19 protein-coding genes are annotated in these 25,095 nt (G+C 58.9%); 12 read left to right on the top strand and 7 right to left on the bottom strand.

Annotated features, from left to right (window positions below; all coding sequences use genetic code 11):
• Positions 1-10 precede the first annotated feature (10 nt).
• From lysM to J5276_RS14905, 3 genes are all read right to left on the bottom strand, one after another.
• A complete protein-coding gene (gene lysM, locus J5276_RS14895) occupies positions 11-460 on the bottom strand; it encodes a peptidoglycan-binding protein LysM (protein WP_003516300.1) in 450 nt (149 codons plus the stop codon).
• An 86-nt stretch (positions 461-546) separates the two neighbouring features.
• Positions 547-981, bottom strand: a complete 435-nt coding sequence (gene arfB, locus J5276_RS14900; RefSeq protein WP_019565930.1) for an alternative ribosome rescue aminoacyl-tRNA hydrolase ArfB — start codon at positions 979-981, stop codon at positions 547-549.
• A 112-nt stretch (positions 982-1,093) separates the two neighbouring features.
• Positions 1,094-2,704 (bottom strand): phosphoenolpyruvate carboxykinase, encoded by a 1,611-nt coding sequence (locus tag J5276_RS14905; RefSeq protein ID WP_112153945.1) that lies wholly within the window; start codon positions 2,702-2,704, stop codon positions 1,094-1,096.
• 339 nt (positions 2,705-3,043) lie between these two features.
• Here J5276_RS14905 and chvI point away from each other — a divergent pair, with 339 nt between their 5' ends.
• The 12 genes from chvI to trxA all read left to right on the top strand — a co-directional run bounded on the left by chvI (position 3,044) and on the right by trxA (position 20,595).
• Positions 3,044-3,772, top strand: a complete 729-nt coding sequence (gene chvI / locus J5276_RS14910; RefSeq protein ID WP_003516307.1) for a two-component system response regulator ChvI — start codon at positions 3,044-3,046, stop codon at positions 3,770-3,772.
• A gap of 52 nt (positions 3,773-3,824) precedes the next feature.
• Positions 3,825-5,615, top strand: a complete 1,791-nt coding sequence (gene chvG / locus J5276_RS14915; RefSeq protein ID WP_112153944.1) for a two-component system sensor histidine kinase ChvG — start codon at positions 3,825-3,827, stop codon at positions 5,613-5,615.
• Entirely contained in the window at positions 5,605-6,069 is a 465-nt protein-coding gene (locus J5276_RS14920) for an HPr kinase/phosphorylase (RefSeq protein WP_065705034.1), read from the top strand. The genes chvG and J5276_RS14920 overlap by 11 nt, the downstream gene beginning before the upstream one ends.
• Positions 6,070-6,194: 125 nt before the next feature.
• Positions 6,195-6,596, top strand: a complete 402-nt coding sequence (locus tag J5276_RS14925) for a PTS sugar transporter subunit IIA (RefSeq protein WP_003516318.1) — start codon at positions 6,195-6,197, stop codon at positions 6,594-6,596.
• A gap of 12 nt (positions 6,597-6,608) precedes the next feature.
• A complete protein-coding gene (locus J5276_RS14930) occupies positions 6,609-6,884 on the top strand; it encodes an HPr family phosphocarrier protein (protein WP_003516321.1) in 276 nt (91 codons plus the stop codon).
• A 129-nt stretch (positions 6,885-7,013) separates the two neighbouring features.
• Positions 7,014-8,414, top strand: coding sequence for an adenosylhomocysteinase (gene ahcY, locus J5276_RS14935; protein ID WP_003516323.1), 1,401 nt, complete (start codon positions 7,014-7,016; stop codon positions 8,412-8,414).
• Positions 8,415-8,622: 208 nt separating this feature from the next.
• The gene (locus tag J5276_RS14940; protein ID WP_112153943.1) at positions 8,623-11,205 is read left to right on the top strand and encodes a PAS domain-containing sensor histidine kinase; all 2,583 of its coding nucleotides are present in this window, start codon (positions 8,623-8,625) and stop codon (positions 11,203-11,205) included.
• Positions 11,202-12,707 carry a tRNA (adenosine(37)-N6)-threonylcarbamoyltransferase complex ATPase subunit type 1 TsaE gene (gene tsaE / locus J5276_RS14945; RefSeq protein WP_065705037.1) on the top strand — a complete coding sequence of 502 codons (1,506 nt, stop codon included), beginning with the start codon at positions 11,202-11,204 and terminating at the stop codon, positions 12,705-12,707. The genes J5276_RS14940 and tsaE overlap by 4 nt, the downstream gene beginning before the upstream one ends.
• Before the next feature lie 23 nt (positions 12,708-12,730).
• Positions 12,731-13,468 (top strand): nucleotidyltransferase family protein, encoded by a 738-nt coding sequence (locus J5276_RS14950; protein ID WP_111790529.1) that lies wholly within the window; start codon positions 12,731-12,733, stop codon positions 13,466-13,468.
• Positions 13,465-16,650, top strand: a complete 3,186-nt coding sequence (gene addB, locus J5276_RS14955; RefSeq protein WP_111803836.1) for a double-strand break repair protein AddB — start codon at positions 13,465-13,467, stop codon at positions 16,648-16,650. The genes J5276_RS14950 and addB overlap by 4 nt, the downstream gene beginning before the upstream one ends.
• Positions 16,640-20,197, top strand: a complete 3,558-nt coding sequence (addA, locus tag J5276_RS14960; RefSeq protein ID WP_112178791.1) for a double-strand break repair helicase AddA — start codon at positions 16,640-16,642, stop codon at positions 20,195-20,197. The genes addB and addA overlap by 11 nt, the downstream gene beginning before the upstream one ends.
• A 77-nt stretch (positions 20,198-20,274) precedes the next feature.
• The gene (gene trxA / locus J5276_RS14965) at positions 20,275-20,595 is read left to right on the top strand and encodes a thioredoxin (protein WP_003516334.1); all 321 of its coding nucleotides are present in this window, start codon (positions 20,275-20,277) and stop codon (positions 20,593-20,595) included.
• A gap of 49 nt (positions 20,596-20,644) precedes the next feature.
• On the opposite strand, the gene J5276_RS14970 is transcribed toward trxA, so the two are convergent.
• From J5276_RS14970 to trpB, 4 genes are all read right to left on the bottom strand, one after another.
• Positions 20,645-22,024: a folylpolyglutamate synthase/dihydrofolate synthase family protein gene (locus J5276_RS14970; RefSeq protein ID WP_174002930.1), complete on the bottom strand. Its 1,380-nt coding sequence runs from the start codon at positions 22,022-22,024 to the stop codon at positions 20,645-20,647.
• A gap of 85 nt (positions 22,025-22,109) precedes the next feature.
• The gene (accD, locus tag J5276_RS14975) at positions 22,110-23,003 is read right to left on the bottom strand and encodes an acetyl-CoA carboxylase, carboxyltransferase subunit beta (protein WP_013635186.1); all 894 of its coding nucleotides are present in this window, start codon (positions 23,001-23,003) and stop codon (positions 22,110-22,112) included.
• Positions 23,004-23,030: 27 nt separating this feature from the next.
• A complete protein-coding gene (trpA, locus tag J5276_RS14980) occupies positions 23,031-23,870 on the bottom strand; it encodes a tryptophan synthase subunit alpha (RefSeq protein ID WP_112153941.1) in 840 nt (279 codons plus the stop codon).
• Positions 23,871-23,874: 4 nt separating this feature from the next.
• The gene (gene trpB, locus J5276_RS14985; protein ID WP_019565940.1) at positions 23,875-25,095 is read right to left on the bottom strand and encodes a tryptophan synthase subunit beta; all 1,221 of its coding nucleotides are present in this window, start codon (positions 25,093-25,095) and stop codon (positions 23,875-23,877) included.

Here is a 25,095-nt window from a genome sequence, read left to right on the forward strand (position 1 = left end):
AAATCCGTTATTAGGCAAGGTCGGGAATGCGCAGAACCTGACCGGGATAGATTTTATCGGGATGGGTCAGCATCGGCTTGTTGGCTTCGAAGATGATGTTGTTCTTGCCGCCATTTGCCTTGCCGTACTGGGCTTCAGCGATCTTCCAGAGATTATCGCCCTTCTTGACCGTGTAGAAAACGGGTTCCTTCGCCGGCGCTTCTGCCACCGTCAGTTCGCCGGCCTCGACCTTGGAAATGCCGAGCGTATTGCCAACGGCGATGACCGCTTTTTCGAAAATCGACTGGTCGGCCACTTCGCCCTTCAGAACGACCTTATCGTTCACCACCTCGACCTGAACCTTGTCGGTGCCGAGATCGTGGGAAGCGAGTTCTTTTTTGACAGCTTCGACATCGGGGGCATCATCTCCACCGATACCAAGCTTCTTTCCCGCTTCCTTGATGAAATTGAACAGACCCATAGCACCCTCCTTGGTTGTAGGAGGTCTACCAGACGATATCTGAAGGTCTATGACAAGTGCGAAACATTTTGCCATCCAGCTGCGACCTAGTCGCCTGATGGCTTGCCACGCATTTTCTTGACATCCGACCGGCCGGATTTCGCCTTGAGGCGGCGCTCGACGGAACCCTTGGTCGGCTTGGTAGCCTTGCGCACCGGCGGCGGCGGCGCTGCCGCTTCAAGAATCAGTTCCTTCAGCCGTTCACGCGCGTCTTCGCGATTGCGCTCCTGGCTTCGAAACCGGCTCGCCTCGATCATGAGCACGCCTTCTTTCGAAACACGCCGCCCGCCCAGACGCAGGGCATTCGCCTTCACCCGTTCCGGCAGTGAGGGAGAATTGGCGATGTCGAAAAACAGCTGAACCGCCGTCGAGACCTTGTTGACATTCTGGCCACCCGGCCCGCCGGCAAGCACGAATTGCTCCGTCAGCTCCCAGCCGGCGATGGTAATTCGATTGCTGATGTAAAGCGGGGCGCTGGCCATGTTTTTTCTCCGCGCCGGTGATGCCACAGATCGGGAAAAATGAAAACAAGGCACGAAACGAAAGAACCCGGCACAAGGCCGGGTTCCCCTCCTCCTCATAAACGAGGCTTATTCATTCTGCCGCGAGCAGCAGTCCCGGTGCTGCATCGCGCACCTTCCTGTCGACGTGATCTTCGAACTTGGTGAAGTTCGTAACGAACATCGACACAAGCTTCTTCGCCTGCGCGTCGTAAGCTGCGCCGTCGGCCCAGGTCGAACGCGGATCGAGGATAGCGGCATCGACGCCTTCCAGCGACAGGGGCACGGCGAAACCGAAATTCGCATCGGTGCGGAATTCGGCACCCTTCAGCTCGCCGGTGAGGGCTGCCGTCAGAAGCGCGCGGGTCGCCTTGATGGGCATACGCTTGCCGATGCCGTAAGCACCGCCGGTCCAGCCGGTGTTGACCAGCCAGCAGTCCACGCCATGCTTGCCGATCAGCTCACGCAGCAGGTTGCCGTATTCCGCCGGGTGGCGCGGCATGAAGGGTGCGCCGAAGCAGGTGGAGAATGTCGCTTCCGGCTCAGTCACGCCTTTTTCCGTGCCGGCGACCTTTGCCGTGTAGCCGGAAAGGAAGTGGTACATGGCCTGTTCCGGCGTCAGCCGGGCAATGGGCGGCAGCACGCCGAAGGCATCCGCAGTCAGCATGATGATGGTCTTCGGATGACCGGCAATGCCCGTTTCCGATGCATTCGGAATGAAGTGCAGCGGATAGGCACTGCGGGTGTTTTCCGTCAGCGAGTTGTCGTTGAAATCCGGAACACGGTTTTCGTCCAGCACGACGTTTTCGAGAACGGTGCCGAAACGGCGGGTCGCGGCATAGATTTCCGGCTCAGCTTCGGCCGACAGCTTGATCGCCTTGGCGTAGCAGCCGCCTTCGAAATTGAAGATGCCGTGTTCGCCCCAGCCGTGCTCATCGTCGCCGATCAGCGTGCGCGACGGATCAGCCGACAGCGTGGTCTTGCCGGTGCCGGACAGGCCGAAGAACACGGCGGAATCACCCTCGGGACCGACATTGGCCGAGCAATGCATCGGCATGACGCCCTTGGCCGGCAGCAGGTAGTTCAGCACCGTGAAGACCGACTTCTTGTTTTCACCGGCATAGGAGGTACCGCCGATGAGGACGAGACCATTGGTGAGATCGCAGGCGATGACGGTTTCCGAACGGACGCCGTGACGCGCCGGATCAGCCTTGAAGCTCGGCAGGTTGATGATGGTCAGCTTCTGTTTGAAGCCTGCCAGTTTCTCCCGCTTCGGGCGGATGAGCAGGTTCCGGATGAACAGCGAATGCCAGGCAAGCTCAGTGACGACACGGGTCGACAGGGCGTTTTCCTCATCGGCACCGCCGATCAGGTCCTGAACATAGAGCGTCTTGCCGGCGGCGTGCGCAAGCATGTCCTGACGCAGCAGCTCGAAGTTTTCCGGCGACAGCGGCTTATTGTTGTCCCACCAGATAGTGTCTTCGGTGGAAGCATCGCGGACGACAAATTTGTCCTTCGGAGAACGGCCCGTATGCTGACCGGTAACGGCACGAAGTGCGCCATCCGCCGTCAGCTCGGCTTCGCCGTTGCGGATCGCCTCTTCGTACAATTCGCTTTCGTTGAGGTTATAAAAGACGCGGGAGGCCTCGCCCAGTCCGAGTTCCGCAACTCCATTGGCAGGATTATGAACCCCAAGCTCGTTCATGACGCGTTCCTTGTAAATGACGATAAGGCCGTTGAAATTTTCACGGAAAATACGTGGCGGCTTTTAGAAACGCAAGAGTGAAACTTTAAATAACTTAGTGATTTCAATATATTAATCGATTTAAAAGATTTTATTTCTTTTTAAATCGGTTGAAGACGCATTAGAATCCAGCTGCGGCGTTTTCCCGGAATTGACCTAGTCACACCAGGCGATTTGGTTGTGAGTTTTCCTTTGCCACAATTTGTTCCACCTTTATACTCATGAGAGTGGCTCGCGGCGCGCAACCTTGGCTGGGTGGATGTCGGGAGTTACGAGAAAATGACGATGGAGACCAACTACATGCAGACGATCGCGCTTGTCGACGACGACCGGAATATTCTCACTTCGGTATCGATCGCGCTCGAAGCCGAAGGCTACCGGGTCGAAACGTATACGGACGGCGCCTCCGCGCTTGACGGACTGATTGCCCGTCCGCCGCAGCTTGCCATTTTCGACATCAAAATGCCGCGCATGGACGGCATGGAGCTTTTGCGGCGTCTTCGCCAGAAATCGGATATTCCGGTTATCTTCCTGACCTCCAAGGATGAAGAGATCGACGAATTGTTCGGCCTGAAGATGGGTGCTGACGATTTCATCACAAAACCCTTCTCGCAGCGCCTTCTGGTGGAACGCGTCAAGGCCATCCTGCGCCGCGCCAGCAGCCGCGAGGCTTCCGCTGCGACCGGCGGCAGCACGCTGAAGCCGACGGCTGATCAACAGGCGCGCACGCTCGAACGCGGCCAGCTGGCCATGGATCAGGAACGCCACACCTGCACCTGGAAGGGCGAGCCGGTGACGCTGACCGTTACCGAATTCCTTATCCTGCATTCGCTTGCACAGCGGCCAGGCGTGGTGAAAAGCCGCGACGCGCTGATGGATGCGGCCTACGACGAACAGGTCTATGTTGACGACCGCACGATCGACAGCCACATCAAGCGCCTTCGCAAGAAGTTCAAACTGGTCGATGGTGACTTCGATATGATTGAAACGCTTTATGGCGTAGGATATCGCTTCCGCGAAGCGGCTTGAACGAGCCGCAATCGGGAGAGACCACCGGAATTGTGGTGGCGAGGACATAGACTTGTTGAAGAAAACGCCGGAAAACGTCTCGGACAGTGACGATGCCGAAGATCGCGGCAGCGAACGCCGCCATCGTATCCATCCGCTGACGATCGTCCGACGCATTTTTGGCAATGCGGTGTTTTCCAGCCTCACGCGCCGCATCCTCTTCTTCAACGTGGCCGCGACGGTCGTTCTGGTCGGCGGCATTCTCTACCTCAACCAGTTCCGCGAGGGGCTGATCGATGCGCGGGTGGAAAGCCTTTTGACGCAGGGCGAGATCATCGCCGGCGCCATCTCGGCCTCCGCCTCGGTGGATACCAACTCCATCACCATCAATCCGGAAAAGCTGCTGGAATTGCAGGCGGGGCAAAGCATAACGCCCGCCCCCAATGACGAGGACTTGAGTTTCCCGATCAATCCGGAACGGGTGGCGCCGGTGCTGCGCCGGCTGATTTCGCCGACACGGACCCGCGCTCGGCTTTTCGATGCCGATGCCAACCTGCTTCTCGATTCCCGCCATCTCTATTCCCGCGGCCAGGTCCTGCGCTTCGATCTGCCGCCGGTGACGCCGGAAACCCAGACCTGGGGTGAATGGTTCACCAGCATGTTCAACCGCATGCTGCAACCGAGCAGCCTGCCGCAATACAAGGAAGCGCCAGGTGGCGACGGCTCGATCTATCCGGAGGTAATGAATGCGCTGACCGGCGTGCGCGGCGCAGTCGTTCGCGTTACCGAAAAGGGTGAGCTGATCGTTTCGGTCGCCGTGCCGGTGCAGCGCTTCCGGGCCGTGCTCGGGGTTCTGCTCCTGTCCACGCAGGCCGGCGATATCGACAAGATCGTGCATGCGGAGCGCCTTGCCATCATGCGCGTGTTCGGCATCGCCACGCTCGTCAACATCGTACTTTCCCTGTTGTTGTCCTCCACCATCGCCACGCCGCTCCGGCGGCTTTCGGCGGCTGCGATCCGCGTGCGTCGCGGGGCCAGAACCCGTGAAGAAATACCGGACTTTTCGGCGCGTCAGGATGAAATCGGCAACCTTTCCATAGCGCTTCGTGAAATGACGACGGCGCTTTACGACCGTATCGACGCAATCGAAAGTTTCGCCGCCGATGTCAGCCACGAGCTCAAGAACCCGCTGACTTCGCTGCGCAGCGCCGTGGAAACCCTGCCGCGTGCCAAGACGGAAGAGTCCAAACAGCGGCTGACCGAGATCATCTTCCACGATGTCCGCCGCCTCGACCGCCTCATCAGCGATATCTCGGATGCCTCGCGGCTCGATGCCGAACTGGCGCGTGTCGATGCATCGCCGCTGGATCTCGACGTTCTTATGAAGGGTCTGGTGGATATCTCCCGCCAGATCAGCACAAAGAAAAAGAGCGTGGCGATCGACTATGTCGCCGACCGGAAGGCGGGAGCCAAAACCTCCTTCGTCGTGAACGGTCACGATCTTCGCATCGGGCAGATCGTCACCAACCTGATCGAGAATGCGCGCTCTTTCGTTTCCGAGGAAAGCGGCCGCATCACCGTGCGCCTTTCCCGTCACAAGGACCGCTGCATCGTGCAGGTGGAAGACAATGGCCCCGGCATTCAGGCCGAGGATATCGACCGGATTTTCGAGCGCTTCTACACCGACCGACCGGCAAGCGAAGGTTTCGGCCAGAATTCCGGCCTTGGCCTTTCCATCAGCCGCCAGATCGCCGAAGCCCATGGCGGCAGCCTGAGGGCAGAAAATGTCGTCGACAAATACGGTGTGATATCAGGCGCGCGCTTCACCCTGTCGCTGCCGGCGGCCGAAACCCATGAACGCTGAACGCTTCAACCTGCACGCAACCGCCATTGTCGTCGACAACACCGGCATTCTCTTCACCGGACCGTCCGGCAGCGGCAAAAGCGAGCTTGCTTTCAGCTTTCTGACGGAGGCGCAACGATGCGGATTGCCGGCGGCACTGATCGCGGATGATCAGATTTTCGTGTATCGCGACGGCGAAAACATTATCGCCGAGCGGCCGGAAGCGATTGCCGGACTACTGGAATTGCGCGGCAGCGGCATCGTTAACGTCAACAGCGTCCCGAGCGCCGGACTAAATTTCGCTGTTACGACAGTTCTTTCACCGGAAAATCCAAGATTTCCGGAAGATGACGAGGTGTTGTTGCTGCCCTGCGGCGGGCATCTTCCGCTTCTGCGTATTCCGCTTTCCAGTCTTACGCCCTATGGAAAATTTGCTGCACTTGCTCAAAATCTTTTTAAAACGAACGTGAAGTGACCATGATTCAGGCGATTTTAGGCTTGCGATTCGCATTTTCCTCATCAAGATGAAATCCCACCGATGGACAGGATTGCCGCGTTGCGATAGTCGGCAATGAGAGTGCGTGTGCAAGGGAGCATTTCATGATCGGACTAGTGCTTGTCACCCATGGCAAGCTGGCTGAGGAGTTTCGCCATGCGTTGGAGCATGTCGTCGGTCCCCAGAAATTGATCGAGACGGTTTGTATCGGTCCCGAAGACGACATGGATCAGCGCCGGCAGGATATCATCGACGCCGTTACGCGCGTCAATGATGGAAATGGCGTCATTATTCTGACGGATATGTTCGGTGGCACACCGTCCAATCTTGCCATCTCCGTCATGAACAACGGCAATGTCGAAGTCATCGCCGGGGTCAATCTTCCCATGCTGATAAAACTCGCAGGCGTTCGCAGCGAAGACAACATGGACAAGGCGCTCCAGGACGCATCCGACGCCGGTCGCAAATACATCAACGTCGCCAGCCGCGTTTTAAGCGGCAAATAAGAAGTCAGCCCCATGTCGCCTCACTCCCGGGAATTGCCGATCATCAACAAGCGCGGTCTCCACGCCCGGGCATCTGCAAAATTCGTGCAGATGGTCGAGGGTTTCGACGCGACGATTACGGTGTCGAAGGACGGAATGACCGTTGGCGGCACCTCCATCATGGGTCTGATGATGCTGGCGGCCAGCCCGGGATGCAGTGTCTATGTCGAGGCGAGCGGCAACCAGGCGGAAGAGGCGCTCGCCGCACTCGAGGCACTTGTTGCCGACCGCTTCGGCGAAGAAGCCTGACCCCACCTCCATATAAAGACATAAAGACTTCTTTATATCGTTATTGCCAGATCGTTTTTGGCCTGCTAAACCGCTGCTACGTTTAAAAGCCGGGCCAGCAGGCATGGCATTTCTGATCTGGAGAACTTCATGAGCCTTGAGAAGGACTACATCATCGCCGATATCAACCTTGCCGCATTCGGCCGCAAGGAACTGGACATCGCCGAAACCGAAATGCCTGGCCTTATGTCCTGCCGCAAGGAATTCGGCGAGAGCAAGCCCCTGAAGGGCGCACGTATTACCGGTTCTCTTCACATGACGATCCAGACCGGTGTCCTCATCGAGACGCTGAAGGAACTGGGCGCGGACATCCGCTGGGCGTCCTGCAACATCTTCTCGACGCAGGACCATGCCGCAGCAGCTATTGCAGCGGCCGGCATTCCTGTTTTCGCGGTAAAGGGTGAGAGCCTGACGGAATATTGGGAATATACCGACAAGATCTTCCAGTGGACCGATGGCGGCCTCTCCAACATGATCCTCGATGATGGCGGCGATGCCACCATGTACATTCTGCTCGGCGCGCGCGCCGAAGCCGGTGAGGACGTTCTTTCCAACCCCGGTTCGGAAGAAGAGGAAATTCTTTTCGCGCAGATCAACAAGCGCCTCAAGGCTTCCCCCGGCTGGTTCACCAAGCAGCGTGACGCGCTGAAGGGCGTGACGGAAGAAACGACGACAGGCGTTCATCGTCTCTACGATCTTGCCAAGAAGGGCCTCCTGCCCTTCCCGGCCATCAACGTTAACGACAGCGTCACCAAGTCCAAGTTCGACAACAAATACGGCTGCAAGGAATCGCTGGTAGACGGCATTCGCCGCGCCACCGACGTGATGATGGCCGGCAAGGTTGCCGTGGTCTGCGGTTACGGCGATGTCGGCAAGGGTTCCGCCGCCTCGCTGCAGGGCGCTGGCGCCCGCGTGAAGGTCACGGAAATCGACCCGATCTGCGCGCTTCAGGCCGCCATGGACGGTTTCGAGGTCGTTCGCCTGGAAGACGTTGTGTCTTCCGCTGACATCTTCATCACCACCACCGGCAATAAGGACGTTATCCGCATCGAGCACATGCGCGAGATGAAGGACATGGCCATCGTCGGCAATATCGGCCATTTCGACAATGAAATTCAGGTCGCTTCGCTGCGTAACCTCAAGTGGACAAACATCAAGCCGCAGGTCGACATGATCGAGTTCCCGAAGGGCAACCGCATCATCCTGCTGTCCGAAGGCCGCCTGCTGAACCTTGGCAATGCCACAGGTCACCCTTCCTTCGTCATGTCGGCGTCGTTCACCAACCAGGTGCTGGGCCAGATCGAGCTTTTCACCAAGCCGGGTGAATACAAGAACGAAGTCTACGTGCTGCCGAAGCACCTCGACGAAAAGGTCGCACGCCTTCATCTCGAGAAGCTTGGCGTGCGCCTGACAGAACTTTCCGACCTTCAGGCTGATTATATCGGCATCTCGAAGCAGGGTCCGTTCAAGGCAGAACACTACAGATATTAATTTCATAGTTAATATCCACTGAAATTACACAATATGTAGATGCCGTGCGCTTGACAAAGCGCGCGGCATCTTTTTTGCGCGCTCCCTTTCCGCAGATTTATGAAGACGGTATTGTCATCGAACTTGATTCGGACACGCCAAAGGGCGGCGGGGACGAAATGGGATGTCTTGTCGAAGATGCGGCACATAGGACGGAGACAGACCGGGGATGACGGTTCACAATTCGGATCTGCGCGAGCAGACAGTTCAACGCGTTGAAAACACGCATGCTGGCGTGGCATTGGGCGCGGCCATGGCGCGTTGCCGGCTGGCGATCAGTGCTGTGCGGACAGGCTTTTCGCGGCTTCCCGTCCTGATGTCCGGCACGGTTCTCGCCGGCTCTGCAAATGTGGCGCTGGCGCAGGACGGTCTTATCGCAAAGACCGGCGCGCGGCTGTTTTCATCCGGAGAAACCATCACCTATTCGCTTTTTGTCGGCATGCTTTCGGCAACGCTGTTTTCCGTCGTCTGGCTGGTGCGCCAGCGCGGTAATATCGAGGCGGAGAGCGGTGAATACCGCAAGGCGCTGGCAGAATCCCACCACAAGATCGCGAAATACGAGGCGCTTATCTCCGACAAGAGCCGGCGCATCGTCATCTGGGACGGCGTGGACAAGCGCCCCGAATTTCTGGGGCAGCTGCCCGTAGAGACGGGCGCACCGCAGGCGGATCACGATTTTCTGGCCTTCGGGCGCTGGCTGAAGCCATCATCCGCGAGCCAGCTTGAAAAATCCCTCGAAAAACTTCGCAGCCACGCACAGAGTTTCGATCTGACGATCGAGACGCAGCGCGGCGAAGTCATTGAAGTTCAAGGCCGGGTTTCCGGCGGCAATGCCTTCGCGCGTTTCGTCGCCCTCAACAACCTGCGCGCCGAACTGGCCGAATTGCAGGTGGAGCGCGAGCGCCTGATCGCCTCGGTCTCCACCTTTCAGGAACTTCTCGATTCGATCGAACAGCCCGTCTGGCGGCGCAATGGCGAAGGCGAACTCATATGGGTGAACCACGCCTATGCGCACGCTGTGGATGCGCGCGATGCCGAACAGACCATTCAGGAGAAACGCGAGCTTCTGAACACCGTTACCCGGCAGAAGATACGTGCGGCTGCCACGCCGAGTTCCCCCTACCACGATCGCATTTCGACGGTGGTTTCCGGAAACCGTACCTTCTTCGACGTTGTCGATATCAAGACGGCGGGCGGTTCTGCAGGCATCGCCATCGATGCCACCGAAGCGGAAACCACCCGCGAGGAAATGAAGCGGGTTCTGAAAAGCCACGCCGAAACGCTGGATCATCTCGCAACGCCCGTCGCCATTTTCGACGGCCGGCAGCGGCTGCAATTCTACAATCAGGCCTTTGCCACCCTGTGGGGCTTCGATCTGGTTTTTCTGGAATCCGGCCCAGATAATTCCGAGCTTCTCGACAGGCTGCGCACCGCCGGCAAATTGCCCGAGCAGCTGAACTGGAAAAACTGGAAAGAGACGGCACTCTCCGTTTACCGCTCTCTCGATACCAAGACCGATCTGTGGCACCTGCCCAACGGCCAGACGTTGCGGGTTATCGCGACCGCCCACCCGCAGGGCGGCGCGACATGGGTCTTCGAGAACCTGACCGAACAGGTCGATCTACAGATGCGTTACAACACCTTGGTGAAGGTGCAGGGCGAAACCATCGACCATCTGGCCGAAGGTGTCGCCGTGTTTGGTGCGGACGGACGTATTCGCCTTTCCAACCCGGCATTCAGGGCCCTCTGGGGCGTTACCGCCGAGCAGGCGGAAACTGGAACCCATATCCGCGCCGTTGAGGCCGCCTGCACGCAATCCTACGACAAGCCGGATGGCTGGCGCTCTTTCAGCCAGTTCATCACCAGCTTTGACGATGAACGCCCGTCGAGACAGGGAACGTTGGAGCTGCTCTCCGGCCTGGTCCTCGACTACGCCATTATTCCGCTGCCGGATGCGCAGACCATGCTGACATTCGTCAACATGACTGACAGCGTGCGGGCCGAGCGGGCGCTCAAGGAAAAGAACGACGCACTGCTCAAGGCCGACGAGCTGAAGAACGATTTCGTGCAGCACGTCTCTTATGAGTTGCGCTCGCCGCTGACCAATATCATCGGCTTCACCGATCTCCTGAAGACCCCGGGTATTGGAGAATTGACGGACCGGCAGGCGGAATATCTCGACCATATTTCCACCTCTTCCTCGGTTCTTCTGACCATCGTGAACGACATCCTCGATCTCGCGACCGTCGATGCTGGCATCATGCAGCTGAACTATTCGGAAAACGATCTCAACGAATTGCTCGACGACGTTTCGGTGCAGATTGCCGACCGGCTACAGGAAAGCGGTATTTCGCTCGAGATCGTCGCACCCGCGCATCTCGGCAGTCTGGTGGCGGATCACCAGCGCCTGAAGCAGATCCTCATCAAGCTCCTCACCAATGCAATCAATTTTGCGCCGGAAGGGTCTTCCGTTCAGCTTTCATGCCAGCGCAGCGAGGGTGACTTCCTGTTCTCGGTGGCGGACAAGGGACCGGGTATCCCCGAAGACATGCTCAAGGCCGTGTTTGACCGCTTCGAGACGCGCGGCAACGGCGGGCGGCGGACCGGCGCTGGCCTTGGCCTTTCTATCGTGGAAAGCTTCGTCAGCCTGCATCACGGCACTGTCAGCATCGACAGCCGGCCCGGCAACGGGACCATCGTCACCTGCCGCATTCCTTCGGGTGTGCACCCGCATTCCATCGCCGCAGAATGAGTGACGATATCCTGCCGATCACCCTTTCCCTCAATGGGGAAAAGGACACCATCCGGTTAGGCGAAGATCTGGCGCTGGCTTTGGGAGCTGGCGATTGCCTCGCGCTGATCGGAGATCTCGGCGCGGGCAAATCCACTCTCGCCCGCGCCTTCATCCGGGCGATGGCGGATGCACGTGATCTTGAAGTTCCAAGCCCCACATTCACGATCATCCAGACCTATCCAACACGTATTCCCGTTGCCCATCTTGATCTATACCGACTGTCTGACGTCTCGGAACTGGACGAACTCGGCATCGACGAGATGCTGGAAGACGGTATCTGCCTGATCGAGTGGCCTGATATCGCCGCCGAAATCCTCCCGCAAAACCAGACCATCAGCCTGCGACTGGAACACTCCGGTGACGGGCGTCGGGCTGTAATCGATGCTCCCGCGAAACAGAAAGCACGGCTTGAGCGCGTTTTCGCCATTCGCGATTTTCTTGCGAAAAATGGCAAGGGCGATGCGACCCGCCATTTCCTAAGCGGCGATGCTTCCACACGCGCCTATGAGACCATTTCCACCGATGGTCCGGACCTTATCCTGATGGACTGGCGACGCCCTTTGAGAGGTGCGATCGTTGCTGATGGCAAGACCTATGCGGAAATCGCCCATCTTGCCCAGGATGCCCGTTCCTTCGTGGCGATCGGCAATTATCTGCGAAATAGCGGCTTTCGCGCGCCTGAAATACTGGCGGCGGATACCGATCAGGGCATTCTTCTCCTGGAGGACCTCGGGCGGGAGGGGGTGCTTGCGCCCGACGGAACGCCGATTGAGGAACGTTATCTGCAAAGCGTCGCCTGCCTCGCCGCCCTTCATAAAGCTCCGACACCGCGCAAGCTGCCAGTTGGTGACGGCAGCACCTACGAAGTGCCTCCTTTCGATCGACCGGCGATGAAGATCGAGGTGTCGCTGCTGGTGGAATGGTATCTGCCCCACAAACGCGGCAAATCACTGTCCGATACCGAGAAGCGTGACTATTATGCTCTCTGGGACGGCCTGATAGACGCGCTCAGTGGCTGCGAAAGCGGGCTACTTCTGCGCGATTTCCATTCGCCCAACATTCTCTGGCAAGAGCATAATGCAGGCATCCGGCAAGTCGGACTGATCGATTTTCAAGACGCGATGATCGGCCCGACGGCCTACGATCTCGCCTCCATCGTGCAGGATGCGCGGGTTACCATTTCGCCCGAACTGCAGGAACGCCTGCTTTCGCACTATCTCGACATTAGACGAGACGAGCCGTCCTTCGATGAGGCGTCCTTTCTCAAGGCTTTCGCCATCATGTCGGCGCAGCGCAACTGCAAACTGGCCGGTATCTGGGTAAGGCTGTTGGAACGCGATGGCAAACCCGGTTATATGAAACATATGCCAAGGACGTTTCGCTATCTTTCCGCAGCGCTTTCGCATCCCGAACTTGCACCGCTCAAAGACTGGTGCGTCCATATGGGCATGGAATTTTAAAGACTGAAAGACGGTTGACCACGATGACGATCAAGAACGCGATGGTGCTGGCCGCCGGGCTCGGCACCCGGATGCGCCCGATCACGGATACGATCCCGAAACCGCTCGTCAAGATCGCCGGCAAACCGATGATCGACTACGCGCTCGACGCCCTTGTCGAGGCCGGCGCCGAGAAGATCGTCGTCAACGTCCATCACCATGCCGATCAGATGATCGCCCATCTTGAAACCCGTACCGACGCCGAAATCCTGATTTCCGACGAGCGGTCGCAGCTGATGAATTCCGGTGGCGGACTTGCCAAGGGCCTGAAACTTCTGGAGCCAGGTTCCGTCTTCGTCATGAATGCCGATCTTTTCTGGATTGGCGAACAGCTGAATGCCGTCAGCAACCTGCGCAAGCTTGCACAATTCTTCGATGCCACGCGCATGGATATGGCGATGCTTTGCGTCGATATGGACCGTACCACCGGTCATAACGGCAAGAGGGATTTCAACCTCTCGTCGGATGGTAGACTGGCGCGGTATCGCGACGGGGACACGAACCCGGTGGTTTATGCCGGGGCCATAGCCATGGATTCGCACCTGCTGGATGATGCGCCGGGGGATGCTTTCAACCTGAATATCTATTTCGACAGCGCCATCGAGAAAGACCGGCTTTTCGGGCTTTCACTGGATGGCCACTGGATCACCGTCGGCACTCCCGATGCGATAGACGATGCCGAAAGTATCATCCGGCAATTCAGGGAAAAGCGCTCTGCATGACTTTGACCCATCACGCAAAGCGCGTCCTGACGATCGCTGCGGGAACACCGTTCCTCAAAACGCTCGCGGAAACGCTGTGTGACGGGACACTGACAGCCGGCTATAAATACGACCCTGCGGATCCGCTTTCGCTTGCCAAGGTGACGATCTATGTTCCGACCCGGCGCTCCGCCCGCGTGCTGCGCTCAGAGTTTGTCGATCTTCTGGGCGGTCGTTCCGCCATTTTGCCACTGATCCGGCCGCTCGGCGAAACCGATGACGACAGCGGCTTCTTCGAGATCGAAAATCCTGAGATCATGGATCTGGCGCCCCCGATTTCCGGCACCGGCCGGCAAATCGAGCTGGCGCGCCTCATTCTGGCATGGCGCAACAGCCTGCCGGACGCCATCAGGGCCATCCATTCGGACTCACCACTGGTCGCCCCCGCCAGCCCTGCCGACGCCATATGGCTGGCGCGCGCGCTTGGCGAAGTGATCGATGCGATGGATACGGAAGAAAAGGAATGGGAGGCGCTCGCGCATCTCGATACCGGCGATCACGCCCAATGGTGGCAGCTGACGGCGGATTTCCTGAAAATCGCCAGCGTGTTCTGGCCCGCCCGTCTTGCCGAACTCAATCGAACTTCCGCAGGCCGACATCGCAACGGTATCCTGAGGGCAGAGGCGAACCGGCTTGCCAACCTGCCGGACACCGGACCGATCATCGTTGCGGGCTCCACGGGCTCAATTCCGGCAGCAGCAGACCTTATCGCCTCCGTCGCCTCCCTGCCCCAGGGCGTCGTCGTGCTTCCGGGCCTCGATCTCACGATGCCGGAGGAACAATGGGAGGCTATTGCCGAGGACCCTACCGATCCTTCAAGCCGCACCCATTCGCAATACGGGCTCTACATGCTGTTGCAGAAGCTCGATATCATGCGAGACGATGTCGTTCAGATTGGCGCTATCGATAGCGATCTTGAAAAACGCGCGGCGGTTTTTTCGGCAGCACTTGCTCCTGCCAAATCCACCAGTGACTGGAACCGCTGGCGTGAGGACAAGCAACCCGGATTTTTCGACGATGCTTTTGCGGCAGCGACCCTGATAGAAGCTGCCAACGAACGCGAAGAGGCAACCGCAATTGCGGTGGCGCTGCGGCTGGCGCTTGAAGCGCCGGGCGCTGGCCGCCCGTCTCAGGCCGCGCTGATCACGCCCGATCGCGGACTGGCCAGGCGCGTGGCGACGGAATTGCAGCGCTTCGGTATCGAAGCCGACGATTCCGCCGGTACGCCGCTTTCCGCCACGCCGCAGGCCGGACTGACGCAACTCGCACTGGAAGCGATCCTCAGGCCCGGAGATCCGGTGCCGGTCATTTCCCTTCTGAAACATCCGCTCAGCCGTTTCGGGCTTTCGCTGGAGGCTTTTACAAAAGCATCAAAGGCGCTGGAATTGATCGCACTTAGAGGCGGCCGCGTCGAAACCGAAATCGGCAATCTGGAGGCGGTTCTCGATGCGCAACTGGCGGCGCAGCGTGATGACCGGCATCCGCCTGCCTGGAGGCTGGCACTGCCCGAGGGAAGCGTAGACGCCGCGCGCGATCTGGCACGCCGGATCGCCGTTTCGACAGAGCCGCTTGGCAGCGCATTCGTTCGTCGCGACCGCTCAGGCCGGTCTTTCACGGACAAATTGCCGCTTTCCGATTGGGCCGAGCGGACGGGCCGGGTAATCGAAGCCATCTGCGCGGATGACAACAACGATCTTGCCACTCTCTGGTCCGGCGAGGCAGGCGACAAGCTTTCGGGCCTGTTTGGCGAATTGATGGAAAGCGGCGAAATCCTGGATGCGGATGGTCCGCAATGGGCTGATATCTTCGCGGCACTGGTTGCTGGCGAATCGATCAAGCCGCGATCCATGCGCCATCCGCGCGTTTTCATTTTCGGTGCCCTTGAGGCAAGACTGCAAAGCGTCGACACTGTCGTGATCGGCGGTCTCAATGAAGGGCTTTGGCCGGGCCAGACGGCAAACAACCCGTTTCTGTCCCGCAACATGAAGACAGCCATCGGTCTGGAACCGCCGGAGCGGCGCATCGGCCAGCTGGCGCACGATTTCGAGATGGCGAACGGGACACGGCAGATTTTCTACAGCCGCGCGCTCAGACAGGGCTCGACACCCGCAGTCGCATCACGCTGGCTGCAACGGTTGCTGGCACTCGGCGGCGAGGATTTTGCCGACCAGCTGAAGAAGCGCGGCGAGACCTATCGCCACTGGGCAGCCCTGATGGATGCGAGCATCGACCAGGAAGCAGCAAAGCGCCCTGCCCCCAAACCGCCGGCCGACTTGCAGCCGAAGAGCTATTCCTTCAGCGAAGTGGGCAGGCTGCGCCGTGACCCCTATTCGATCTACGCGCGGCGTATCCTGAAGCTCAACCCGCTTGATGGCTTCAACCGCGATCCCAATGCCGCCGACCGTGGCACGCTCTATCATGCAATCATCGAGCGCTATTCCCGCGAGGGGCATATTCCCGGCACGCCGGCATCGCTCGCGGCCATGCAGCGTATTCTGGATGAAAGTTTCGACGCGGAAGATCTTCCTGCACATGTCGATGTCATCTGGCGCCCGCGATTCGAGGCGGTGGCACGCGCCTTCATCGACTGGGAGAAAGAACGACATCCATCCATCCGCCGCAGCTTTTTCGAGGCGCGTGCCGGACAGGAAATTCCCGAGGCAGGCATAAGGCTGACCGGCATCGCCGACCGCATAGATATCAAGACCGGCGGTCAGGCGGATATTATCGACTACAAAACGGGGCTTGCGCCTTCAGTCAATCAGGCGCGCGCACTGCTCGACCCGCAGCTCGCGCTGGAAGCGGCAGCACTGATGCGGGGCGCCTTCCGCGAGGCGGGTTCGCAGACACCGGAAAACCTTATCTATGTGCGCCTGCGGCCGGGTACCCGTTTTTTTGCCGACCAGGTGAATAACGAACACTCCAACCGGGGTGGCAAAAAAGCCCCGAAATCGGCAATTGAGCTGGCAACCGAATCAATCGATCAGCTGGCCAAGTTCGTGCGTTCGCTGCGTGATGGCGAAAACGGTTTTGCCTCGCGGCTGGTGCCGGAGGAGCAACAATCCTACGGTGGGGAATATGACCACCTCGCCCGCGTTTCGGAATGGTCGACGGCAGAACCGGGAGACGGCGATGATGATTGACCCTATCGATCACGGGCCTGCCACGGACACCCCGCAAAGCTGGATAGACTGGACGAGCGACCGGCAGCGGCTCGCCTCCGATCCGGCAAGTTCCGCCTGGGTTTCGGCCAATGCCGGTTCCGGCAAGACCCATGTGCTGACCCAGCGCGTCATCCGTCTGCTTCTGGCCGGGTGCCGACCCTCCGCAATTCTGTGCCTCACCTATACCAAGGCAGCGGCGTCCGAAATGTCGAGCCGCGTTTTCGACCGTCTGGCGGAATGGGTTACGTTGCCGGATAACGATCTTGGGGATCGCGTCGCTGCCATCGAAGGAAAGATGCCGGATCGCATCAAGCTGGCCGAAGCGCGGCGGCTGTTCGCCAAGGCGCTGGAAACGCCCGGTGGGCTGAAGATCCAGACGATCCACGCCTTCTGCGAAGCCTTGTTGCATCAGTTCCCGCTGGAGGCCAATGTCGCCGGCCACTTCTCCGTTCTTGATGACCGCGCCGCAACAACCCTGCTGGCCGAGGCACGTCGGTCGCTTTTAACGGCGGTTTCGACGGAGGGAGACACCGATCTCGCGCGGTCTCTCGCTTATGTGCTTGATTTGGCGGACGAAAGCGGGCTCGAATCGCTACTCACCGCCATCATCGCCAATCGCAGCGCCCTTCGTGCCTTTTTGATCGATGCAAAACAGGCTGATGGCATCGATGCCCAATTGCGGCAGGCAATGCAGATAGACGCGGGTGAAACCGAAGAAACGGCAGCGGCGGCATTCTGGCCCTTGCCAGGTCTCTCTGGGCTTTCCCTCGATACCTATCTGACGCTTGCCGATGAAGTGGGCGGATCGCGCGTCATAGATGTCGCTTATGCCCTGCGGGAAGCGAAACGGCAGACGGATTCCGTGCGGCGCATGGAATTCATCGAAGCTGCGCTGTTGACAGCCAAGGGCGAGAAAAAATCCGATGCCTATGTCATCAACAAGGGCATGCAGAAATCCGCACCCGATCTCGTCGACGCGCTGACGCTTGCGCGGGACCATGTCGTGGCCTGTCGTAACCGCTATCGTCTGGTGCGAATGCTGGAGGCGACGAAATGCGCGCTTGTTCTGGCTGAGAGACTGATCGGCGATTTCGAGGATCTGAAAAAGCAGCGAAGCCAGCTCGATTTTGAGGATCTGATCGAGCGCGCCGCCAATCTCCTCAACCGCGATACGGCGGGCGCCTGGGTACATTACAAGCTAGATCAGGGTATCGACCATATCCTCGTCGATGAGGCGCAGGATACCAGCCCTGTGCAATGGTCGATCATCCAGTCGCTGGCGGCGGACTTCTTCAGCGGCGAGAGCGCCCGCATGGGGCGGCGCACGCTTTTTGCCGTGGGTGATGAAAAGCAATCGATCTATTCGTTCCAGGGCGCACGACCGGAGCGGTTTTCGCAGGAGCGCGACGAGACCAAAAGGCGTGTCGATTCGGTGGAGCAGGCATTTCACCGCATCCGCCTGCCGCTGTCCTTCCGCTCCACGGAAGATGTGCTGGCCGCCGTCGATCAGGTCTTTTCGGACCCTAAAAATGCCAGCGGCCTCAGCGCCGATAACGAGCCAGTCGAACACCGCTCCAACCGCGCCGGCCACCCCGGCACCGTGGAAGTCTGGGATATGGTGGCGCCGGAAACCGCCGAGGACGAAGAAGACTGGACGGCGCCTTTCGATGCACTTCGGGAAAGCGCGCCGGCCACCATCGTTGCCCGCCGGATCGCCTCACGCATTGCCGGCATGATCGGCAACCAGACAATCATCGAAAAGGGCGTGGAACGCGCTATTGAGCCCGGCGATATTCTTGTGTTGGTCAGAAAACGCCATGCTTTCGTCAATGCGCTGACCCGTGAGCTGAAACGGCGCAAGAATATTCCAGTCGCCGGTGCCGACCGTCTTCGCCTGACCGATCACATCGCCGTGCAGGACCTTCTGGCGCTTGGCCGTTTTGTCGTGCTGCCTGAGGATGACCTTTCTCTGGCCGCGCTGTTGAAAAGCCCGCTTTTCAATCTCTCCGAAGACGATGTTTTCGATGTCGCTGCCACGCGATCCGATACGGAGAGCGTGTGGCAAAGATTGCAGACGCTTTCGCAAGACGAGAACAGCCGCTTCTTCGCAGTCGCCAACAAGCTTAAGAACTTTATCGGGCTTTCGAAAACGGCAACGGTGCATGATTTCTTCGCTGCGGTTCTGACCCTGCATGACGGGCGCAAAAAATTCCTGGGTCGTCTCGGCAACGAGGCGAGCGATGTTCTGGACGAGTTCCTGTCCTTTGCGCTTGACCATGAAAGGACCGGCTTGCCCGGCCTGCAAGCCTTCCTATCCGTTCTGGAAACGGATTCGCCGGAGGTGAAACGCGAACAGGACAAGGATCGCGGTGAAGTGCGGATCATGACCGTGCACGCCTCCAAGGGTCTTGAAGCGCCGGTCGTTTTTGTGGTCGATGGCGGTTCGAAGGCCTTCAACCACAGCCATGTCCCTAAACTGCGCTTCGTCGAAGCAGACGGGGACGCCTTCCCCGTCTGGCTGCCTGGCAGCGGTTTTTCCAATCATCTCATTCGCGCCGATGAGGAACGCCTGAAGACGGCCGCGGAAGACGAATATCGCCGGCTGCTTTATGTGGCGATGACACGTGCCGCCGATCATCTGGTCGTTTGCGGTTATCGCGGCCAGAAGGAAAATCCCGAATGCTGGCACGCCATCGTCAAGGCAGCACTCGCCGACAATGAAAAGCACTGCCAACCGCAACAGTTTATGGCCGATGGTGAAGAGTGGCAGGGGCTTGTCTGGCGCAAGTCCGATGCTCGTTCGACCCCCGCTCCGCAAAGGCTGCCTGAACCACAGACGCAAGAAGAATATGCTCTTCCGGCGGGGCTTCTTACCCCCTTGCCCGCCCTGCCATCATTGCCGAGGCCACTCAGCCCTTCCGGCGCGGGCACCATCATTGATGACGGTGCGGACGATCTTGCTGTGCGTTCGCCGCTTTTCGGCGAAAAAGCCGATGTCTCCTCACTGGCATTGCAACGCGGTCGGTTGGTGCATCGCATGCTGCAGGCCCTGCCGGATTTTGCCGAGAGTGAGCGGGAAGAGGCAGCCCGCCGCTATGCCGAACGCGCCGCACGGTTCTGGCCGACTGCCGAGCGCGAACATCTGATACGGGCGGTTTTGCGGGTCATGTCCGAACCAGCGGTGCAGCCGGCATTTTCGCCCAATAGCCGCGCAGAAGTTTCCACTATGGGGACCATGACGATCGGCAGGCAGCATTATGCGGTTTCCGGCCGTATCGACCGGCTGGCAGTGGATGGCGACCGCGTCATTCTGGTCGATTACAAGACGAACCGAGTTCCGCCGCGCGACTGGCACGAGATACCCTTCTCCCACACGGCACAGCTTGCCATCTATCGCGAAATTCTGTCACCGCTTTATCCCGGCAAGGAATTTGTCTGCGCGCTGATTTATACGGAAAATGCCGCTTTTATGACGGTTGGTGACGATGCCATGATGCAAGCCCTTGCCGCAATAAAGACAAAGTGAGATACCGGGGCATTGAAATTTCGACGCGCCCGCATCACATCGATAGTGGAAAAGATTCACTGAAAGGAGAGCCAGATATGGCTACCGTAAAAGTCGACGCCGCCAACTTCCAGTCCGAAGTCCTCGAATCCTCCGAACCCGTCGTGGTGGATTTCTGGGCCGAATGGTGCGGTCCGTGCAAAATGATCGCGCCGAGCCTTGAAGAAATTTCGTCCGAGCTTGCCGGCAAGGTCAAGGTCGCAAAGCTCAACATCGACGAAAACCCGGAACTGGCTGCCCAGTTCGGCGTTCGCTCCATCCCGACTCTTGCCATCTTCAAGAGCGGCGAAGTGGCTGACATCAAGGTCGGCGCTGCGCCCAAGACAGCGCTTTCGGCCTGGATTTCCGGCGCCGCGTAAGCAATTTTCCATGGAATAAAGAAAAGCCCGGCAGCGATGCCGGGCTTTTTTATTCGGGAGCCGTACCGTTCAATGCAAGCGCGTTTCCGGCAAGATAAAGCGAGCCGCCAATCAGGATGCGCGGCGGCGGCCCTTCGGGATCGAAGCGACGCGATAGCTCGTCCAGCGCCTCGGTCAGCGAAGATGTAGGTGCCGCAACCAGACCGGCATCAAAGGCCGCATGGGCAAGCACGACGGGATCGATCGCGGCATCTGTACCGCCGATTGGAACCGTGAAGACATACTCCGCGATATCGGCGAAAGCCTTGAAATAACCCACCGGATCCTTGGTGTTGATCATGCCGGCAATGATGAAGAGCGGGCGCGGTGTCTTTTCTTCAAACCCCGCCATTGCCTCGGCAATGACTTCGCCCGCGCCTGGGTTGTGACCACCATCGATCCAGATTTCCGCATCCTTCGGAGCGATTTCAGCGATTTTTCCGGTTAGGACACGCTGAAGACGGCCGGGCCATTCCACTGTTGTCATGGCCTTTTCGATCATCCGCTCCGTCACCTCAAAACCGGCAGCCTTGACGGCCCGGATCGCGGCAGCGGCATTGGCAAGCTGGTGGCGACCGGGAAGACGTGGCAGCGGGGCATCGGTCAGGCCGAATTCATCCTGGTAGACCATACGGCCGAATTCTTCATGGGCGGAAAAATCCTGCCCATAGACTGATGCCGGGCAACCAAGACGCTCAGCCGTGGAAACGAGGGTATCCAGCGCCGCATCATACTGCTGATGACCAATGACGACAGGGGAACCCGACTTCATGATGCCGGCCTTTTCAGCGGCAATCAGTTCCACCCGGTCGCCGAGATAGGCCTGATGATCGAGCGATATCGGCATGATAACGGAAACGGCCGGGTTGTTGATCACATTGGTCGCATCGAAGCGCCCACCGAGCCCAACCTCGACCACGGCAGCGTCCGCCGGATGCTCCGCGAAAAGCAGAAACATCGCGGCGGTCAGAATTTCGAAAACCGTTATCATCTGGCCGCCGTTGGCAGCTTCGATGCGGCGCAGCGCATCCGCAAAGACGGCATCATCGACATAACGGCCTTTTTCGCCGGAAACGCCGATGCGATAACGTTCATGCCAGTTCACGAGATGCGGAGAGGTGTGAACGTGCACGGAAAGTCCTGCCGCCTCCAGTAATGCGCGGCAAAAGGCCGTAACCGAACCCTTGCCGTTGGTGCCTGCGACATGAATAACCGGCGGCAACCTTTTCTGAGGGCTGCCTAGTTTTTCCAGAAGACGGGAAATTCTGTCCAGTGAAAGATCAAAACCCTTGGGGTGAAGCTGCATCAGCTTTTCGATGATCTGTTCGGCCTCGCCGATTGCGGGCTTCGTCATATCTTCTGTTCGCCTTTCAGGCGTTGTATTGGCCATTTGTCCGCCGCACCCGAGATGAAATCATGCAACGTATAACGTCATCCCGAAGGCGCTTCCCGCCTCCGGGCGACATATTTTTCCGTCAGGCCGAAGCCGCAAGCGGAATGACCGCGTTTGCTTCTGCCGGAGCCTTCGTCATGATCTTGAGAAGGCTTGCCAGCGTATCGGGAATTTCGCGGCGATCGATCACCATATCCACCATGCCGTGCTCCAGCAGGTATTCCGATGTCTGGAAGCCTTCAGGCAGCTTTTCGCGAATGGTCTGCTCGATCACGCGCTTGCCCGCAAAGCAGATTTCGGCGCCCGGCTCGGCAATATGCACGTCGCCCAGCATGGCGTAGGAAGCAGTGACGCCACCCGTCGTCGGGTTCGTCAGAACCACGATGTAGGGCATGCCTGCTTCTTTCAGCATGTTGACAGCAACCGTGGTGCGCGGCAGCTGCATCAGCGACAGAATGCCTTCCTGCATGCGGGCGCCACCGGAGGCCGGGAACATGACCAGCGGGCAACGCTCTGAAATGGCGCGCTCGAACGCCTTAACGATGGCTTCTCCGGCCGCGATGCCGAGAGAACCGCCCATGAACTGGAATTCATGCACAACGGCAACGATCTTCAGGCCTTTCAGGAGGCCAACGCCGGCAAGGATAGTATCTTCCTGCTCGGTCTTCGTGCGGCTGTCGCGCAGACGGTCGGTGTATTTCTTGGAATCGCGGAACTTCAGCGGATCCTGCGCCACCTTCGGCTGCGGCAAGGCCTCATAGACGCCACCATCGAAAAGATCGACGAGACGCGCCTTTGCCGGCATCTTCATGTGGTAACCGGAAGCCGGAATGACCCACTTGTTATCTTCCAGATCCTTGTGGAAGACCATCTCGCCCGTTTCCGGGCACTTGATCCACAGGTTCTCAGGAACCTCCGGGCGGCGGCCAAGCATGGAATTGATCCGGGGCCGTACGTAATTGGTGATCCAGTTCAACTGACTACTCCTGACTGGGCCGCGCACTTATTCCGCAGCGGCAAGGCGCGACGCACGCACGCCCGTTGAAAGTCCTTTTACCAGCGTCGTGACGGATGGCACGGTATCGGCGGTTGCCTGCCCGTCCTTCGTCAGACTGCCGGCAATCTGGTTGACGATGGCCGAACCGACCACCACGCCATCCGCCACGGCACCGATCGCTTTGGCATGATCGGCCGTCTTGACACCAAAACCGACGCAAACCGGCAGTTCCGTATGCGCCTTGATACGACCGACCGCGCCAGAGATCAACGAGGGATCGGGCAGTGCGGAACCGGTAATACCGTTCATCGATACGTAATAAACGAAACCTGAGGTGTTTTTAAGAACGGTCGGCAGGCGCTTGCCATCTGTCGTCGGGGTGGCGAGACGGATGAAATTCACGCCGCGCGCCAAGGCGGGCACGCAGAGCTCATCATCCATTTCAGGCGGCAGATCGACAACGATCAGACCATCGACGCCAGCCGCCAACGCATCGTCAAGAAATTTGTCGACGCCGTAGATGTAGATCGGATTGTAATATCCCATCATCACGATCGGGGTCGCGTCGTCGTCCTTGCGGAACTCGCGGGCGAGATCGAGCGTGGTTTTCAGCGTCTGGCCGCCTTTCAGCGCGCGCTGTCCTGCCAGCTGGATCGCCGGGCCATCCGCCATCGGGTCGGAAAACGGCATACCGAGCTCGATAACGTCGGCGCCTGCTTCCGGCAGGGCCTTCATGATGCCGAGCGAGGTTTCGAAATCCGGGTCGCCGCCCATGAAATAGGTAATCAGAGCCGGGCGGTTTTCAGCGCGCAGATCGGCAAAGCGCTTGTCCATACGTGCAGTCATGGTCTTACATTTCCATTCCGAGGAACTTGCTGACGGTGTGGACATCCTTGTCCCCACGACCCGAAAGATTCATCAGGATGATCTCATCCTTGCCCATCTTCGGTGCGCGCTTGATGACTTCCGCCAGCGCGTGGCTTGGCTCCAGAGCGGGAATGATGCCTTCGAGGCGCGTCAGCATCTGGAAGGCGTCCAGCGCCTCATGGTCCATGATCGGTACATATTCCACGCGGCCGATATCGTTCAGCCAGGAATGCTCAGGGCCGATGCCGGGATAATCGAGACCTGCGGAGATGGAATGGCCTTCCTTGATCTGGCCATCCGCGTCCTGAAGCAGGTAGGTGCGGTTTCCGTGCAGAACGCCCGGCGAACCGGCCGTGATCGAAGCGCAATGCTCCTCGCCCGAAAGACCCCTGCCGCCAGCCTCGACGCCGACGATACGGACACTCTTGTCATCAAGGAAAGGATGGAAGATGCCGATGGCATTCGAGCCACCGCCGACAGCCGCAATGACCATATCCGGAAGACGGCCCTCCGCCTCCAGCATCTGTGCCTTTGCTTCCTCACCGATGACGGCCTGGAAATCGCGAACCATTTCCGGATAGGGATGCGGGCCGGCAGCTGTGCCGATCAGGTAATAGGTGTCGTCGACATTGGTGACCCAGTCGCGCAGCGCCTCGTTCATGGCATCTTTCAGAGTGCCGTGGCCAGCCGTTACCGGCTTTACCTCAGCGCCCAGAAGCTTCATGCGGAAAACATTCGGCGCCTGACGGGCAACATCCGTCGCGCCCATATAAACGACGCAGGGCAGGCCGAAGCGTGCGGCGACGGTCGCCGAGGCAACGCCGTGCTGGCCGGCACCGGTTTCGGCAATGATACGGGTCTTGCCCATGCGCTTGGCAAGCAGGATCTGGCCAAGGCAATTGTTGATCTTGTGCGAGCCGGTGTGATTCAGCTCTTCGCGCTTGAAATAGATCTTGGCGCCGCCCAGTTCGGCCGTCAGGCGTTCCGCGAAATAAAGCGGGCTGGGGCGGCCAGTGTAATGAGCGCCGAGATATTTGAGTTCTGCCTGAAACTCGGGATCGGTCTTTGCCTTCTCCCACTCCGCCTGCAAATCCAGAATAAGCGGCATCAGCGTTTCGGCAACGAAGCGGCCTCCGTAAATGCCAAAACGGCCGTCCTCATCGGGACCGGCGCGGAAAGAATTGGGTGTTGGCGCGTCGTTCAC

It is taken from the genome of Agrobacterium sp. S7/73 (genome assembly GCF_019355535.1).
Classification (GTDB): domain Bacteria; phylum Pseudomonadota; class Alphaproteobacteria; order Rhizobiales; family Rhizobiaceae; genus Agrobacterium; species Agrobacterium tumefaciens.